We start from the raw sequence: 16514 nt of genomic DNA, 5'->3' as shown, positions 1-16514 counted from the left end.
GTAGCCACTCAGCCGTCGTACGAGCCCGCGGTGCGCAGGTCTTGAGCGTCTCTTGAGTGCGCGCGCTGCTCGACGACGAGCGGCTCCCCGGCACCGGGGGGCGGCGGGTCGACGGTCGGGGCCACCGTCGACCCCAGGACGCTCAGCAGCGCCGGGGCGAGCAGCGACCGGACGATGAACGCGTCGATGAACACGCCGACCGCGAGGGCGAAGGCGAGTTCCCGGAAGGGGCGCAGCGGCACGATCAGCAGCAGGCCGAAGCTCACCGCGAGCGTGAACGCGGCGGTGCGGATGGCCTTCGCCGAGTGCGGCAGGGTGATCGCGAGCGCCTCGCGCAGCGGCCTGGTCCGGGCCTCGCGCCAGGCGGGGCCGATGCCGAAGATGTTGTAGTCGGAGCCGAGCGCGACGAGCAGCACCGCCGCCGCGAACGGGACGTAGAACGTGAGGCCGTCGCCGCCGAGGCGGTCCTGGAAGACGTACGTGGTCAGGCCGAGGGTGGCGCCGATGGCGAGGACGCTGCAGAGCAGCAGGCCGATCGGGGCGATCAGGGCCCGCAGGAACAGCACCAGGAAGAGCAGGTTGGCCAGCAGCGCCGCGATCGCGATGCGGCCCAGGTCGTGCACGGTCTGGTCGACGATGACGCGGGCGACGGCGGTGTCGCCACCGAGGCTCGCCGTCGCGCCGTCGAGCCCCGCGTCGCGCAGCAGGCCCGGCAGGTCGCGGTCGAGCCGGCCGGCGGTGTCGACGGCCCGGGCGCCGAGCGGCTCGTCGGCGAGGACGAGCAGGAAGCGCGCGGCGGAGCCGTCGCCGGCCTGGAAGACGCTGAGCCCTTCCGGCAGGCCCTGGGTGCCGGGGCCGAGGACGGCGGCGACGCCGGGCTCGCGGGACAGCGCCTGCTGCAGCTTCGCGAGCTCCGCCTGGCGGCCCGCGACGCCGGCGCCCTCGATGAGCACCTCGGTCGGCGACAGGATGCCGTCGGCGAAGCCGGTCTCCGCGGCGTCGGCCGCGACCCGGGTCGGGTGCCCCGGCGGCAGCGCCTCGACGAACGACACCCCGAGCCGGATGTGCTGCAGCGGCAGCGCGGCCGCGACGAGCCCGCCGACGCACAGCAGCAGCACCGGCAGCGCGAACCAGCGGCGGGTCAGCAGCCTGGCCCACCAGCGCCCGCCGACCGGGGCCGGCTCGGCGCCGCGGGTGCCGAGCGGGCGGCGCAGCGGCGACCAGAAGACGAACCGGCCGAAGATCGCCAGCAGCGCCGGGACCAGGGTCACCGACACCAGCACGCCGATGAGGATGGCGAGCGCCATCCCGGGGCCGAACGCCCGGAAGGTCGGTGCGTCGGCGACGATGAGCGCGCCGGTGCCGGCGGCGGCGGTCGCCCCGGCGATCGCGATGATCGGGGTGTAGCGCGCGGTCGCGTGCCGCGCGGCGTCCAGCCGCGACTCCCCGGCGGCCAGCTGCCGGCGCGCCGCCGACAGGTAGAACACGACGTAGTCGGTGACGACGCCGAGCAGCAGCGCGACCAGCAGCGGCTGGGTCTCCTGCGGCACCGGCACCCCGAGCCGCTCGGCGAGCGCGCCGCCGACGTGCAGGGTCAGCAGCGTCGCGACCCCGGCGGCGCCGAGCGCGAGCAGCGCCGCGATCAGCGACCGGAACGCGAACGCCACGATGAGGAACACCGCGCCGACGGTGATCAGCTCCAGGGTCGGCACCTTCGACTGCAGGATGCGGGTCTGCTCGACCCGCGCCGGCACCGAGCCGGTGATCCCGACGACGGCGTCGTCCGCGCCGTAGTGCGCGGCCACGAACTTCTCCGCGGCGGCGACCTGGTCGGCGAAGGTGACGTCCGGGTCCGTGAAGAGCAGCGTCACGATCGTGGTGCCGTCCTCGGCGGAGCCGGGGAAGAGGCCGAGGGTGTTCATGACCGGGACCGCCGCACGGATCGGCGCGACGTCGGTGTACGTGCCGTCGCTGACCGCCCGGGCGCGGGCGACCGCCTCGGTCTGGGTGGCCTGCGGCAGCCCATCGGCCTTGCGCTGCACCACGGCGACGCGGCTCAGCAGCGGGAAGCCGAACTTCTCGAACGAGCGGACCTCGCTGGCGACGGCCGGGTTGCCGGCGGACACCAGCTGCTCCAGGTCGCTGCCGCCCTGGTTGGTGGCCGGCAGGTACTGCACGGAAAGCACGACCGCGACGGCCCACCCGCCGACGATCAGCCAGCGCAGCGCGACCACGAGCGCCGCGTATCCACGCATCAGCACGTTGGGCCGCCACCGGCTGCGAGGCTCCACGACGTCGGTCACGGTCCGGCTCCCTCTTCCAGGAGTTCGTTGTGTGGATCGGGCAGTACCCCGGCGCCGGGAGAGGAAAACGGTGCGCCCCGATCGGGCGACGTCGTGGCGGGATCAGCCGGGCCAGCGGCCGGTGGCCCGGTGGACGGCGACCGCGCCCGCCCGGTCCACGGTCGCCTTCACCACGGCGAAGATCGCGCCCTGCAGCGCGGCGGCGACGAGGATCTCGCCCCAGCCGCGATCCTCGTCGGTGGCGTTCGGCGCGTCGTCGTCGTTGCCGAGCACCTTCCAGACCTGCTTGAAGACCAGCCCGGCGACCAGGCCGGAGCCGACGCCCAGGGCGAGCCCGACCGGCTTGTACGCGAGCTTCGCGCCCCAGCCGCTCATCATCGCCCCCGGCGGCGGACGGCGACGGCGACGAGCACCGCGACGAGCACGGCGGCGCCGATCGCGGCGAGGGCCAGCGGCCGCCGCACGGCGACCGCCTTGTCCGAGACGGTCTCGGCGAGGTTCCTGGCGGCGTCGGCGGCGGCGCCCTTGGCGCGCTCGGCGGCCTGCGCGGCGGCGTCCTTGGCGCGGGCCTTCACGTCGGCCTTGGCGGCGAGGGCCTCGACCGTGCTGCCGAGCTCGGCGCGGGTCCGCGCGATCTGCTCCCGCAGCTGCTGCGGATCGTCGCCGCCCGATCGGGGCATGGCCATGACGCACCTCCCGTTCATTTGCAGGCGTGATGCCCTTGCCGTCCGGCAACCAAACACCCCCACCGGCGGCACCGCGGATGGTTCGGCGGCCCCCGGCAGGGAAAGCCGAAACGTGAGGTCCACGGCTTGGAGGTCGGCATGGCAGACAACACGGACGGGCACCCAGAGAACGAGACCGGTCGCACCGCTGCGTCGGCTCGTACAACAAGACCTATGGCAGCCTCGCCACCGTCATCGTGTTCCTGATCTGGCTGTGGATCAGCAACATCGCGATCCTGGTCGGCGCCGAGCTCGACGCCGAGCTGCAGCGCAGCCGCGCCATCCAGGCCGGCCACCCGGAGGCGGAGGAGCCCTACGTCGAGCTGCGCGACACCCGCAAGCTGGACCGGGCCGCGTCGCCGTCGTAGCCGGTCCGGGCTGCTGCGTCGATTTGCGATGGCGCGGCCCGGGTGGGGTAGGAGGTGGCGGTGACGAAGACAGTGCTGGTGACCGGCGCCTCCGGGTTCATCGGGTCGCACCTGGCCGCTACCTTGTCGGAGTCCTGGAACTGGTCGAGGCCCGCGGCAAGGTCTACGAGATCGGCGGCCCCGAGGTGCTGCGCTACATCGACATGCTGACGCGTGCGGCGGCGGTGCGCGGCGATCGCCTGCCGAATGTGACGGTGCCGCTGCTCACGCCCCGCCTGTCGGCGTCGTGGCTGGCGCTCGTCACCGACGTGGACCTGACCACGGCCCGGAACCTCGTCGACTCGCTGAGCAACGAGGTCGTCGTCCGCGACCACGGCATCGAGAAGGTCGTGCCCGGCCCGACGATCGGCTACGACGAGGCGGTCCGGCTCGCCCTGCGGGACCGCGCGTCGTGAGGCGCCTGGTCAGGGCCGCGTTCGTCGACCGCGTGCCGCGCGACCACACCCAGTCGGACGCGCAGTTCCGCCGTCGGCGGGTCGTCGCCGCGGTGACCCTCGTCGTCGGCGCGGTGCTGCTCGGGCTGTCGCTGTCGATCCGCCCCGGCGACGCGCTGTTCTACCCGATGGCCCTCGCCGTCGCCGCGACGTGGGTCGCCGGGGCGCTGCTGTCCGGCCCGCTGCACCTGGGACACATCCTGTTCCGCGACACGCTGCGCCGCCCCGTCGCGACCCCGATCCTGACCGGCCTGCTCGCCGGGGCGGTGTTCGTGGCCGGGGCGCTGGTCGTGCGGGAGATCCCGCCGCTGCGCGCCTACACCGACGACGTGCTCGACCACGCCAGGTACGGCTCGCTCGTCCTCATCACCGTCGTCACCCTCGCCAACGGCGCCGCCGAGGAGCTCTTCTTCCGCGGCGCGCTCTTCGCCGCCGTCGGCCGCACCCTCCCGGTGACGATCTCCACCGCCGTCTACGCGATCGCCACCGTCGCCACCGGCAACCCGATGCTCGTCTTCGCCGCCGTCGTCCTCGGCACCGTCCTGGCCCTGCAGCGCCGCGCGTCCGGCGGCGTCCTCGCCCCGGTCCTGACGCACGTCACCTGGTCGACGGTGATGCTGTTCGCGCTGCCCCCACTGATCGCGACCTGAGTAACGCCGGCACCTGCCCGGCCGCCGGTCCCGATCGTCACGAAGCGCGCCGCTCCCCCGTGACAGGTCCGCCGAAGGACAGATCGGCCTCCAGGCCGTAGTGGTCGGACAGGAACAGCTCCCGTCCGTCGGCGACCCGGACCGCATCCTGCAGCACCGTCCGGGCGTCCGCCGTCAGCGCTCGGACCAGGACCTGGTCCAGGGCGGGCGGCGCGGGCCAGCGCGGCGTCGGCCGGAACGTCGTCGTCGGGTCGCCGGCGAGGACGTCGCGCAGGCCGGCCGCCGCGGCGAACCCGGTGAACGCCGCCGAGTCGCGGGGCACGTTGAAGTCGCCGACGACCACCGCCGGCAGCTGCGGCTCGAACCCGCGGACCAGCCGCGCCAGGTGGTCGAGCTCCTGGCGGATGACGCGGGTGAACCGGTTGCCGTCCGACCAGTCGTCGTCGCGGTTCGCGGACAGGTGGGTGTTGACGACGGCGAGGGGCCCGGCCGGCGTCTCGACGACCGCGAGCTGCGCCCCCTTGCGCATGAGCTGCTCGGTGCGCAACGGCCCGGCCATCCGGAACCGCGCGAACCGGTACCGCAGGATCGGCCACCGCGACATGAGCATCAGCCCGCCCGACGGCAGCGCCGCCCGCGTGACCGCCACGTGCCGGAAGCCGGCGCCCCGCCGCAGCAGGCGCACGCTGCCGCCGTGCAGCACCTCCTGCAGGCACACCACGTCGTACGCGGCCCGCTCCAGCACCGGGCCGAGCGCCCGCAGCCGGGCCGGGACGTCGTCGCGCATGAGCGTGTTGAACGTCAGCAGCCGCACGTCGATCATCGGCCGATTTCACCACCCGCGCCGCGCGGGGCGCCACGGGGTATCTCGCCGGGGGGCGTGAACGTTTCCGCCGCCGGCCGGGGGCCCGCGCCGCCGCCACGAATTTCCGTAATCCGGGCACCGGGCGAGGCATCTGCGGCGTCTCCACCAACCAGCAGTGGACCTTCACGGCGTCCTCGGCGGCCGCGGGCAAGTACATCGTGAAGAGCGTCTCCTCCGGGCTCTGCCTCAGCGACAAGGACGGCTCCACCGCCGGCGGCAACCCGATCGTGCAGGAGACGTGCGCCGACATCGCGCGCATGCAGTGGTCGTTCAACCACGTCGGCGGCGCGACCGCGACCGCCGGCCCGCCCCCGACCAGCGGCAGGCCCACGGTCGCGGCGCAGAAGTACCTGGCCGGCACCGACGGCTGGAACCCCATGTAACCGCCCCGCCGACGCCGGCCACCAGTGCGGTGGCCGGCGTCTGGGGCGGTGCGGGTCAGGTGCAGGTGGTGCCGTTGACGGTGAAGACCGTCGGGTTGGTGTTGCTGCCGGTGTACGAGCCGTTGAAGCCCAGGCTGACGGTGCCTCCGGCGGGCACCGCGCCGTTCCAGGACTCGTTCGTGGCGGTGACGGCGGCGCCGGTCTGCGTCCAGCGGCCGGACCAGCCCTGGGTGACGCGCTGGTCGCCGGGGAACGTGAAGCCCAGCGTCCACGAGGTCCACGCCGTGGTCCCGGTGTTCGTGATCGTGACGCTACCGGTGAAGCCGGCGCCCCAGCTGTTCGCCGAGTAGGCCACCGTGCAGCCGCCGGTCGGTGCGGCCGCCGTCCGTACCGTGACGGGCGACGACAACAGGGAGAACTGTCCCGCGGTGTCCTTGGCGCGCACCATGAGGATGTACTCGGTGTTGGGGGTGAGGCCGGTCAGCGTGACCGACGGCCCGGTGCTGGTGGCGAGGATCGACAGCGCGTCGCCCTGCCGGCGGTGGATCTCGTAGCCGGTGACGCCGTTGTCGTCGGTGGAGGCGGCCCAGGTGAGCGTGAAGCCGGTGGCCGTCACCGCGGAGGCGACGGGCAGGCCGGGCGTGGAGGGCCGGGCATCCGCGGGCGGGTCCGCCGTGGTCACGGTGACGGGCGCCGACGCGGCGGAGGTGAGGCCGGCGCCGTTGCGGGCGGCGACCACGAACGTGTAGGCGGTGGCGGGCGTCAGGCCCGTGATCGACGCGGAGGCGGTGGTGGTGGTCGCCACGACCGTCGAGGTGGAGCCGGACACGCGGCGCACCTCGTAGCCGGTGACGCCGCTCTCCGGGTCGCTGGACGGGGCCCAGGTGAGGCGCAGCCAGGTCGCGGTGACGTCGGAGGCGACCGGCGTGCCGGGCACGGTCGGCGCAGTGGTGTCCCGCGGCGGGACAGTGCCGGTGTGCTCGGCGGCCCAGCTGGCCAGGGACGCGAGGCCCGAGTTCCAGTTGATCGCGACCTCGTTGACGGAGTACGCGCCGATGTCGTCGACGAAGCACTTCTGCGCCTTGCAGCCGGCGAGCTGCGCCTGCGCGACCGGGTCCTGCAGGCCGCTGTTGGGGCCGCCGGACAGCGCGCCGGGCGGCGCGGTCGGCAGCGACGCGTCGGCCTGGTTGGCCCAGAACCGGTGGTGCACGTTGCGGACGGCCTTCTCCCCGTACCCGGCGATGTAGGACTGGTTGAGCGGGTTGCGGCCGAGGAGGTAGTCGAGGGCCTGGAACGCGCCGGTGCGGTACTTCGCGAGGCCGGTGAAGTCGTAGGCGAGGCCGAGGACGGCGGCGTTGTTGGCGATCTGCCCGGAGGAGCCCCAGTTGTAGGTCGGGCCGCCGTTCGGGGCGGGGTAGCCCTGCGCCGCCATCTGGGTCAGCAGCCCGTCGGCGAACGTCGCGAACCTGGCCCTGGTCGCCGCGATGTCGGCCGCGGGCAGGCCGTTGGGGACGATCGCGAGGGTGGTGTCGCCGAGGCCGGCGACCCAGCCCCAGTCGTAGCCGCGCTGGTTGAAGCCGGCGCCCTTGTAGAGCGGCGAGCCGGTCACGTCGGCCCGGTAGGACGCGCCGCCGGTGGTGGTGAACAGCTCGGCCGCCGCCCAGTAGAACTCGTCCGTGACGGTGCTGTCGTCGTACGCGCCGCCGCCGGTGCTGTCGCTGCCGCTGGCGATCCGGTTCGGGTTGGATTTCGCCGCGGCGTACGCCTTCTCGGCGGCGGTCTGGGCCCGGGCGGAGAACGCCGGGTCGATCGTGCGCCAGATCCGGGCCGCCTGCGCCGCGACGGCGGCGAGGTTGAGGGTGGCGGCGGTGCTCACCGGCGACAGCAGGCGCCGCTGCGGGTCGGCCTCCGGGCGCATCGGCAGCCCGGTCCAGTTCTCGTCATGGATCTTGTGATGGACCATGCCGGCGTCGGTACGGCCGTCCGGCACCTGCATCCGCAGCAGGAACTCGACCTCCCAGCGGGCCTCGTCCAGGACGTCCGGGACGCCGTTGGCCCGCTCCGGGATGGCGAGGGTGCCGTCGCCGAGCGCGGCCCGGTCGGTGCTCCGCTCGTAGATGTCGAGCAGCTGCCACGCGGCGATGCCGCCGTTGACGACGTACTTGCCCTGGTCGCCGGCGTCGTACCAGCCGCCGCGCACGTCGAGGGAGTAGCCGCAGCTCGTCCGGCACGGCACGGACGTGTCGCCCTGGTTCGGCGCGACGCCGACGTGCCCGGCGGGGCGGGCGTAGCGGCTGCCGACGTACTGCGACTCGATCGCGATGCCGCTGCGCTGGTGGTAGAAGAAGGCGAGCGAGTCCTTCCGCAGCTGCTGCACCGGCGCGGCGGAGATGTCGAACGGGTAGCTGTCCGACCCGCCGGCCGACAGCACGTAGCCGCTGCCCGGGGTGTCGTAGGCGGAGAAGTCGGCGATGTGGACGTTGTCGCCGGACAGGGTGTCGGCGCCCTTCACGGTCGTCTGTCCACTCGCGACGGTCACGCCGGCGGCGTTGCGCAGCGTCCAGCCGATCGGCGTCGTGGCGGAGCTGACGATCGTGGCCTGCTTCGGCAGGCCCGGCACGTAGGCGACCTGGTTCACCTTGACCGGCGACCCGGGGTCCGGCGCGGCGGTGGCGGGCGGCGCGCACACAGACAGTGCGAACAGTGCGCCCGCGGCGACGATCGCCACGGTACGGCGTCTCATGTCGGGAGTCCTCCTGCGGCAAAGGGTGCCGGCACTGGCGGGCGCCGGCGTGCCGGACCGTAGGCGGACCTTCGACACGCTGTAAAGCATCCGTCGCGTCGATGCCGTCCGGCCGGTGCCGCGGGCATGTAACTTACGGCCCATGCGGCTCGCCAGCTACAACGTCGAGAACCTGTTCAACCGGGCCAAGGCGCTGGACCAGCGCACGTGGGCGGCCGGGCGCCCGATCCTCGAGGCGTTCCAGCGGGCCTGCGAGCTGCTGGAGGAGCCCGTCTACACCGACGAGGTCAAGCACGACATCCTGCGCGAGCTGGGCCGGCTCGGGCTGCGCAACGGCGACACGGCGAAGTTCGCCCGCCTGCGGCAGAACCGCGGGCGGCTGCTGGTGCGGCGGCGCACCGGCGTGGTCGAGGTCGTCGCCGGTGGCCGGGCCGACTGGATCGGCTGGGTGGAGCTGACCACCGACCGGGTGGACGAGCTGGCGCTGCTCAACACGGCGCGGGTCATCCTCGACGTCGGCGCCGACATCCTCGGCGTGATCGAGGCGGAGAGCCGCCTCGCGCTGAAGCGGTTCGCCGAGGGCGGCCTCGGCGGCAGGTACGAGCACTTCATGGTCGTCGACGGCAACGACGAGCGCGGCATCGACGTCGGCGTCATGTCCACCGCGGCATACCCGCCGGTCGGCCAGCGCACCCACGTCGACGACACCGACGAGCACGGCCGCGTCTTCAGCCGCGACTGCGCCGAGTACCACTTCCGGCTGCCGGACGGCCAGCACCTCGCGGTCCTCGTCAACCACCTCAAGAGCAAGGGCTACGGCGGGAAGGTCGCCTCCGACGCCCGTCGCCGCCGGCAGGCCGCCCGGGTCGCGGAAATCTACCGCGCGTTGGATTTCCCGCTCGTCGCCGTCGTGGGCGACCTCAACGACACCCCGGCCAGCGACCCCCTCGCGCCGCTGCTGCGCGACACCGACCTGCGCGACGTCAGCACCCACCCCGGCTTCGACGACGGCGGCCGCCCCGGCACGTACGGCTACTGCACCGCCCCCAACAAGCTCGACTACGTCCTGCTGTCCCCGGCCCTGTTCGCCGCGACGACCGGCGGCGGCATCCTGCGCAAGGGCGTGTGGGGCGGCCGCCGCGGCGCCCTGTGGCCGATCTACGACACGATGACCCAACCGGTCCACGCCGGCTCCGACCACGCCGCCATCTACGCCGACATCGACCTGTCCCGCCTGCCGCGGCCCTGAACGGCACTCGTGTCACCGGTTCGAGCGACAAACGAACGGTGAAAAATGCACAAACACTGCGCACTGGGTAGCGGATCTATTGCATTGCGTGACAGTCTGAAAGTCGCGAAGATCAATGGGGGTCAGGGCGCGAGTGGGAGGAGCGGGGATGACCGCTACCGCGGCCGCGATGAGTCTTGCCTCCGGAGAGCCTCCGATCAACTTCGCCGCGCACCAGCTGCGGGCGGGCAACCTCGCGGGCGCCCGCGACGACTTCGAGCAGATGCTGGCGATGCTGCTCGCGGCGATCTACCCCGGTGCCCGGGCGATCACCGCCAACCCCGGCGACTGGGGCATCGACATCCTCCTCGGCGAACTGTCCGGGCTCGTCATCATCTGGCAGTCGAAGTACTTCTGGCCGGTCGTCGGCCGGTCGCAGCAGGGGCAGATCCGTGAGTCGTTCGACTCGGCGCTCGACGCGGCCGCCCGCAACGGATACCGGCTGAGCCAGTGGGTGCTGTGCGTGCCGGCGAGCATGGACGCGCCGACCGCCCAGTGGTGGGACAACTGGCGGGCGCGGCGGCAGCGGGAGACCGGCGTCTCGATCGAGCTGTGGCACGAGAACGTGCTGCGCAACCATCTCGTGCGCCCGGACTGCGCCCACGTGCGCCGGCACTTCTACGACCCGTACGTGCCCGCGCAGACCCAGCGGACCCCCGTGCGGGACCTCGGCGAGGACGACGACACGGCCCTGGACCGGGCGCTGTTCGTGCGGCAGCTACGGGCGGCCGGGCACGTCGAGGTCGGCGCCGCGAAGCGCGAGTACTTCAACGCCGACCTGCTGGCCCGCGAGGTCCTCGACAAGCGGGTGCCGGCCGAGGTCGCGGCGCTGAGCGAGGCCGACGGGGTCGTGCACAGCATCTGGGAGGCGCGGTTCAACGCCATGGCGTTCGCCGGCGACCCGCGGCTGCCGGGACTGCACGCCGAGGTGATGCACGACATCCGCGAGTCGGGCGCGTTCCCGGTCCAGCTGCGGGCCGGGCCGGTGCACCGGTGCGGTCTCATGCACCGGGTCGTCGAGGACCGCCGCGCGGGCTGGGTCATCCACTGGCGGGACATCACATGACCCCAGACGACGTCTCCGTCTTCCGCCAGACCAGGCTGCTCCTGCTCCTGGCCAGTGCCGCCGAGCCCCTCGACGCCGAACGCCTCGGCGTCTACGACTTCCTGGCCGCCCACCCGCTGCTCCTCGCGCGGTCCGACGACGACGCCGACCGGACCACGCTGCGGCTCGCCGGGTTCGACGACCGGGCCGTCGCCTACGCCAGCCCGGGCCAGCGGTTCGTCACCGCCCAGCTGCACCTGTCCCACGACCTCGCCGCCCTGGTCGGGCGGGGGCTCGTCGAGGTCACGGCCACCGGACGGGTGACCTACCGGCTCACCCAGGAGGGCGCGAGCATGGCCGATCGATTCACCGCGATGTACGCTCAGGTGTACCGCACAGCGGCGCGCATCGTCATCCGCCGCCTTCGTCGCCTGAGCACGCGGAGGCTGCGCGAAGGCCTGCGGCTGTGGCTCCTTCCGGTCCCTTCGTCCGCGCTGAAGGACCTGACATGATCGGTTTGCGAGCACACGGCATCCGGCTCAGACGGCTGCGCCTGCACAGCGGCGACCGCACCTATGACGTCGACTTCCGGGCGCCCGACGACTCGCCCCGGCCGCTGTCCGTGCTCGCCGGCGCCTTCAGCACCGGCAAGACCACGATCCTGGAGTTCGTCGACTACTGCCTGGGCGCCTCCGACCACCCGCGCCACCCGGAGATCATGCCGAAGGTGCGCGCGGCGACCCTGGAGGTCGAGCTGTCCGGCTCGCCGTACCTCATCGAGCGGACCGTCGGCGAGCCGTCGATGTTCGCGTACGTGCGAGCGGGCCGCCTCGACGAGCCGGGCGCCACTCCCCCGGCACGGCGCCCGCTGCGCCCGGCGAGTCACCCGGAGAGCCTGTCGACGATGCTGCTGTCGCACTGCAAGCTCGAGGGCGTCCGGCTGCGCGACAGCGGCGTCGACACCGACCCGCTGAGCTTCCGCGACCTGATGTGGCTGTGCTTCCTGCCCAACGAGCGCCTCGACGGCAAGGACCTGCTCTTCCGCAGCGTGCCGATGAAGCACCTGAAGCTGCGGCAGGTCGTCGACGTGGTCTTCGACGTGCACGACGACCACTCCGTGGAGATCGGCCGGCGGATCCGCGCAGTCGAGGCGGAGCTGTCCGCGGCCCGGGCGGCGTACCGGGCGGCGGAGCAGATCGTCGACGAGCAGCACGTCGGCGGCCGCGAGGACCTGGAGGCCCTGCACCGCACCGCGAAGGACGAGCTGGCCGCGTGCGCGCAGGCCCTCGCGGCGCTGGACGCGCAGGCCCGCGCCGACACCATGTTCGCCGAGGAGCTGCGCGAGCGGCACGGCGCCGCGGCCGCCGAGGCCCGCCGCACGGCGGCGGAGCTGCGCGACCGGGAGACCCAGCTGCAGCGGATGCAGACCCTGCACGGCACCTACGCCGACGATGTCGCGAAGTGGACGATGCTCACCGAGGCCGACCACCTCTTCGAGCCTATGCGCGTCTCGGCGTGCCCGTCGTGCCTGGAGCCGCTGAGCGGCAATGTGATCGGGGCCGCCAACGGCGGCAATGAGCTCGGGGCCGCCAACGGCGGCGAGGACCGCTGCCCCGCCTGCCGGCTGCCGATCACCGACGGCGGCTCGATCGACGTGACCGCCGAGCTGCGCTCCGCGAAGACCCGCCTCGCCGAGCTCAACCGCTACACCGAGGAACTGCAGGAGCAGCTGCCGCGGCTGCGGGACGCCGCGGAACGCGCCCAGCGCGACGAGGCCCGCGCCGCCGCGGAGGTCGACGAGGCGACGGCACACACGATCACGCCGTTCCTCGCCCAGCGCGACGCCCTCGCCCGGCGCCGCGAGGAGGCCGCCGCGACGCTGCAACGGGCGCTGAGCGGGCTGCGGCTGATCCAGAGCCTGGAGCGGCGCGCCGCCGGCATCCTGCACCAGATGGACCAGGTCGCCGCGTACCGCGAGGAGCTCGCCGCCGCCGGCCCGCAGGCGCGGCGCGCGGACCGGACCGCGGTCATCCGGCTCGTCAGCGAACGCTACCGGGAGATCCTGCAGGAGTGGCACTACCCGAAGGTCGCCGACGCCTACCTCGCCGAGGACCTGACCCCGTACATGCGCGGCGAGCCCTACACGGCCGCGTCGTCGGGCGGGCGGACGCTGATCGCGCTCGCCTGGCAGCTCGCCCTGTTCGAGATCGCGTGGGAGAGCCGCTCGTCGCACCCCGGGTTCCTCATGCTGGACAGCCCGCAGAAGAACCTCGGCGTCGCCGGCGATCTCGCCGACACCGTCACGATCGAGCGCATCTACCAGCACCTGGAGCAGTGGCTCGCCGGCCGCGGCGTGGGGGCGCAGATCATCGTCGCCGACAACGCCCCGCCCCCCGCCGCCGCCGACGACGTCATCGTCCGCTTCACCCGCCGGCCGGACCAGCCGCCCTACGGCCTCATCGACGACGAGACCGGCTGATCACCAGCTGCCGCGTCGCCCTCGTCATGGCGACGTACCGGTCGACCGCGCTGCTGAACGCGTCCGGATCCACGAGCACGACCAGGTCGAACTCGAGCCCCTTGGACAGCTCCGGCGACAGCGACCGCACGCGCTCCGTCGCGGCGAACTCCGGGTCGCCGATGACGCACACCGTGCCCTCCTCGTGCGCCGCGAGCCACTCGCCGATGATGGTCTTGATGTCCGTTTTCTTCGCGTGTACGACGGGAAGGCCGCTCTTTCGGATCGACACCGGCACGTTGGCGTCCGGCAACGCTTCCCGGATCACCGGCGCCGCCTCGGCCATGACCTCTTCCGGCGTGCGGTAGTTGATGCTCAGCGACGCCATGGTGACCCGGTCGAGCCCGACCCGCCCGAGCCGCTCCTGCCACGACTCGGCGAACCCGTGCCGCGCCTGGGCCCGGTCCCCGACGATCGTGAAGCTCCGCGACGGGCAGCGCAGCAGCAGCATCTGCCATTCCGCGTCGGTCAGCTCCTGCGCCTCGTCCACCACGATGTGCGCGAACGGCCCCGCCAGCCGGTCCGGGTCGCGCTCCGCCAGGCCGGCCTCGTCGACCAGCGCCTCCTGGAAGTCCTCGCCGCGCAGCATCGTCACCAGGCCCGTGCCGTACTCGTCGTCGGCGGCCTCGATCAGGTCGTCCACGACCCGGTCCATGCCCGCCCGCCGCGCTTGCACGTCCGCCGCCCGCCGCCGCCGTTGCGCCGCTGCCGCCGGGTCGCCGAGCCGCTGCCTGGCCGCGTCCAGCAGCGGCAGGTCACTGACGGTCCACGCCTGCGGGTCCGCCCGCTGCAGCCGGCGCACCTCCTCCACCGACAGCCACGGCGCACACTTACGCAGGTACGCCGGCACCGACCACAGGTCACCGACGAGGTCCTTCGCGTCGATCAGCGGCCACGCCCGGTTGAACGCCGTCACCAGCTCGCGGTTCGCCCGCAGCTGCGCCTCGGGGACGTCCTCCTTCTCCCGCAGGATCCGCACCAGCTCCTCCCACACCAGGTCCCGCGCGTCGTTGTGCGGGATCCCGGGCTCCGCCGCCTCGAACGCCTCCGCCCAGTCCTCGGCGCCGATCCAGAGATCCGCCCAGTGGGTCTCGACGGTCATCCCCTTCGCCGGCGGCCGCTCGTAGAACCGGACGGCCTCCTCGACCGCCCCCACCATCCGCGCCGACGCCTTCAGCCGGGCCACCTCCGGATCGGGCTCGGCCGTCGCCGCCGCCCCCTCCGGCACGAGGTCCCGCAGCGTGCACGTCTGCACACCCTCCTCACCGAGGCTCGGCAGCACGTCCGCCACGTACGCCAGGTACGGCTGGTGCGGCCCCACGAACAGCGCGCCGCCCCGCCTGTGCCCGAGCCGCGGATCGGCATGGAGCAGGTACGCCGTCCGGTGCAGCGCGACAACGGTCTTCCCCGTCCCGGGACCGCCGTCCACCACCAGCGCACCGCTGGACCCCGCCCGGATGATCGCGTCCTGGTCCGCCTGGATGGTCCCGAGCACGTCCCGCATCCGCGCCGACCGGCTGCTCCCGAGCGTGGCGATGAACGCCGACTGGTCGTCCAGCGCGGCGTGCCCCTCGAGCCCTTCCGGCGTGAACACCTCGTCCCAGTAGTCGGTGATCCGGCCGCGCGTCCACCGGTACCGGCGCCGGCTGACCAGCCCCATCGGGTTCGCGTGGGTCGCCCCGAAGAACGGCTCCGCCGCCGGCGACCGCCAGTCCAGCAGCAACCGCCGCCCGCCGCCGTCGGTCAGCCCGAGCCGCCCGACGTACACCGGCTCGCCCGACTCCGGCACCATCCTGCCCAGGCAAAGGTCCAGCCCGAACCGCCGCAACGCCCGCAACCGCCCCGACAGCCGCCGCACCTCGTCGTCGCGGTCCATCGCCGCCTGCCCGATCCCCCCGGGCGCTCTGCGCTCCGCGTCCAGCCGCTCCCGCAGCTCCGCGATCGTCCCGTCCAGGCTCTCCGCGATCGCCGCGAAGTGCCGCTCGTCCCTGTCGATCAGCCCCGGCTCGCCCTTGACGGCAAGCCGCCCCCCAAGCTCGAACACACTGGTCCGCAACGGTTGCATGGTCAGGCACATCCTCTGCTTCCGGCTCCGGCCAGCGATTCTGCGCCCTGACCCACCTCTTGCCGCAAGCCCCGGGGTCCGCTATACCTTAGAAAGGGAACAGTGCGCGTTCTTTGCGGCGCCCTTCCCCGATCTCCCCCACCGCTCCCCTTGCTCCCGCTGCGCGACTAGCGAGCGGTCGCCTCTCCCGTACGCTCCGGCGTCCACCCGAGACGCACCGACAGGCGCGCGGTCGCCTCGAGCAACGCGTCGCGGCAGGCGTCGAACTCGGCCTCGAACCGCTCCTTGGGTCCACAGACGCTGATGACGGCCGCGACCTTGCCGCTGTGGTCGAAGACCGGGGCGGCGACCGATGCCGCACCGCTGCGACGCTCCCCGATGGACCGCGCCCAGCCCTGCTCACGGACTGCCTTGAGCTCCTTGAGCAGGGCCGCCGTGTCGGTGATCGTGCCGTCGGTCACCGCCTCGAGCGTGCTGTCGAGGTAGCGGTCGACCTCGTCCTCCGTGAAGAACGCGAGGAACGCCTTCGACGACGCACCCGCGTGCAGCGGGTAGGGGATGCCCAGGCTCACCGACATGATGACCTCGCGTCGGGGCAGCACCTCGTCGACGTAGATGCGCCGGCGCTGATCCACCCGGACGGACAGGGTCGCCGTCTCGTTCGTCCGGTTGGACAGCCGGGCGAGCTCCGGGTGCGCCATGCGACGGATGTCGATCTGGTCCATGTAGGCGAGGCCGAGCTGCATGATGCCGATGCCGAGGGTGTACCTGCGGGTCGTCTCGTCGAGCTCGATCAGGCCGCGCACCCGAAGCGACGCGAGCATGCGGTGCGTGGCCGCCTTCGACATGCCGAGCCCGTCGGCGATCTCACTGACGCCGAGGTCACGGGTCGGGGCGTCCTTGAAGTACATCAGCAGATCCACGGCCCGCACGACCGTCGCGATGGTGGCGCTCGAGACCTTCGCCCCCGCTCCGAGTTCGAGCTCGAGGTCGGCCAGCTGGCTGTCCTGCGACAACGTCATTCCCTTCCAAGTCGTGCCCCTCGGCCGCCGTCAGTGGCATCGAGC

The 16514-nt window shown here is 73.1% G+C and carries 15 protein-coding genes and 1 pseudogene; 9 read left to right on the top strand and 7 right to left on the bottom strand.

Translation table 11 applies throughout. From position 1 onward, the window contains the following. Positions 1–8 precede the first annotated feature (8 nt). The 3 genes from AB0I21_RS21070 to AB0I21_RS21060 all read right to left on the bottom strand — a co-directional run bounded on the left by AB0I21_RS21070 (position 9) and on the right by AB0I21_RS21060 (position 2989). Positions 9–2303 carry an MMPL family transporter gene (locus AB0I21_RS21070; RefSeq protein WP_360563379.1) on the bottom strand — a complete coding sequence of 765 codons (2295 nt, stop codon included), beginning with the start codon at positions 2301–2303 and terminating at the stop codon, positions 9–11. Positions 2304–2405: 102 nt separating this feature from the next. Then, positions 2406–2678 (bottom strand): DUF4235 domain-containing protein, encoded by a 273-nt coding sequence (locus tag AB0I21_RS21065; protein WP_344510694.1) that lies wholly within the window; start codon positions 2676–2678, stop codon positions 2406–2408. After that, on the bottom strand, positions 2678–2989 hold the full coding sequence (locus AB0I21_RS21060; protein WP_360563377.1) for a DUF3618 domain-containing protein: 312 nt from the start codon (positions 2987–2989) through the stop codon (positions 2678–2680). Before AB0I21_RS21060 ends, AB0I21_RS21065 begins: the two co-directional genes overlap by 1 nt. 194 nt (positions 2990–3183) lie before the next feature. Between AB0I21_RS21060 and AB0I21_RS21055 the strand changes: the two are divergent. The 4 genes and pseudogenes from AB0I21_RS21055 to AB0I21_RS21040 all read left to right on the top strand — a co-directional run. After that, a pseudogene (locus AB0I21_RS21055) lies at positions 3184–3396 on the top strand (YhjD/YihY/BrkB family envelope integrity protein); the annotation flags it as partial. A 54-nt stretch (positions 3397–3450) separates the two neighbouring features. Then, complete coding sequence (locus tag AB0I21_RS21050; protein WP_360563376.1) at positions 3451–3606, top strand: NAD-dependent epimerase/dehydratase family protein; 156 nt, start codon at positions 3451–3453, stop codon at positions 3604–3606. After that, a complete protein-coding gene (locus AB0I21_RS21045; RefSeq protein WP_360563374.1) occupies positions 3600–3851 on the top strand; it encodes a hypothetical protein in 252 nt (83 codons plus the stop codon). The genes AB0I21_RS21050 and AB0I21_RS21045 overlap by 7 nt, the downstream gene beginning before the upstream one ends. Then, positions 3848–4540 (top strand): CPBP family intramembrane glutamic endopeptidase, encoded by a 693-nt coding sequence (locus AB0I21_RS21040; protein ID WP_360563372.1) that lies wholly within the window; start codon positions 3848–3850, stop codon positions 4538–4540. The genes AB0I21_RS21045 and AB0I21_RS21040 overlap by 4 nt, the downstream gene beginning before the upstream one ends. Before the next feature lie 37 nt (positions 4541–4577). On the opposite strand, the gene AB0I21_RS21035 is transcribed toward AB0I21_RS21040, so the two are convergent. Then, positions 4578–5363, bottom strand: a complete 786-nt coding sequence (locus AB0I21_RS21035) for an endonuclease/exonuclease/phosphatase family protein (protein ID WP_360563371.1) — start codon at positions 5361–5363, stop codon at positions 4578–4580. Positions 5364–5494: 131 nt separating this feature from the next. On the opposite strand from AB0I21_RS21035, the gene AB0I21_RS21030 reads away from it, so the two are divergent. Next, entirely contained in the window at positions 5495–5788 is a 294-nt protein-coding gene (locus AB0I21_RS21030; RefSeq protein ID WP_360563453.1) for an RICIN domain-containing protein, read from the top strand. A 55-nt stretch (positions 5789–5843) separates the two neighbouring features. Here the strand turns inward: AB0I21_RS21030 and AB0I21_RS21025 are convergent, their stop codons facing one another. Then, positions 5844–8531 carry a glycoside hydrolase family 9 protein gene (locus tag AB0I21_RS21025; RefSeq protein WP_360563369.1) on the bottom strand — a complete coding sequence of 896 codons (2688 nt, stop codon included), beginning with the start codon at positions 8529–8531 and terminating at the stop codon, positions 5844–5846. Between the two features lie 142 nt (positions 8532–8673). Between AB0I21_RS21025 and AB0I21_RS21020 the strand changes: the two genes are divergently transcribed. From AB0I21_RS21020 to AB0I21_RS21005, 4 genes are all read left to right on the top strand, one after another. Continuing rightward, positions 8674–9780 carry an endonuclease/exonuclease/phosphatase family protein gene (locus AB0I21_RS21020; protein ID WP_360563367.1) on the top strand — a complete coding sequence of 369 codons (1107 nt, stop codon included), beginning with the start codon at positions 8674–8676 and terminating at the stop codon, positions 9778–9780. Positions 9781–9928: 148 nt separating this feature from the next. Further along, positions 9929–10885, top strand: a complete 957-nt coding sequence (locus tag AB0I21_RS21015; RefSeq protein ID WP_360563365.1) for a hypothetical protein — start codon at positions 9929–9931, stop codon at positions 10883–10885. After that, complete coding sequence (locus AB0I21_RS21010) at positions 10882–11376, top strand: hypothetical protein (protein ID WP_354891910.1); 495 nt, start codon at positions 10882–10884, stop codon at positions 11374–11376. The genes AB0I21_RS21015 and AB0I21_RS21010 overlap by 4 nt, the downstream gene beginning before the upstream one ends. After that, on the top strand, positions 11373–13343 hold the full coding sequence (locus AB0I21_RS21005; protein WP_360563364.1) for a DNA recombination protein RecN: 1971 nt from the start codon (positions 11373–11375) through the stop codon (positions 13341–13343). The genes AB0I21_RS21010 and AB0I21_RS21005 overlap by 4 nt, the downstream gene beginning before the upstream one ends. On the opposite strand, the gene helR is transcribed toward AB0I21_RS21005, so the two are convergent. Further along, positions 13321–15447 carry an RNA polymerase recycling motor ATPase HelR gene (helR, locus tag AB0I21_RS21000; protein WP_360563363.1) on the bottom strand — a complete coding sequence of 709 codons (2127 nt, stop codon included), beginning with the start codon at positions 15445–15447 and terminating at the stop codon, positions 13321–13323. The genes AB0I21_RS21005 and helR overlap by 23 nt on opposite strands. A 167-nt stretch (positions 15448–15614) precedes the next feature. Beyond that, positions 15615–16469 carry an IclR family transcriptional regulator gene (locus tag AB0I21_RS20995; RefSeq protein ID WP_360563361.1) on the bottom strand — a complete coding sequence of 285 codons (855 nt, stop codon included), beginning with the start codon at positions 16467–16469 and terminating at the stop codon, positions 15615–15617. Between the last annotated feature and the right edge of the window lie 45 nt (positions 16470–16514).

Origin of the sequence: Dactylosporangium sp. NPDC050588 (assembly GCF_040654975.1) — a bacterium.
Lineage (GTDB): Bacteria > Actinomycetota > Actinomycetes > Mycobacteriales > Micromonosporaceae > Dactylosporangium > Dactylosporangium maewongense.
This window is presented reverse-complemented; position numbering and strand designations above follow the sequence as displayed.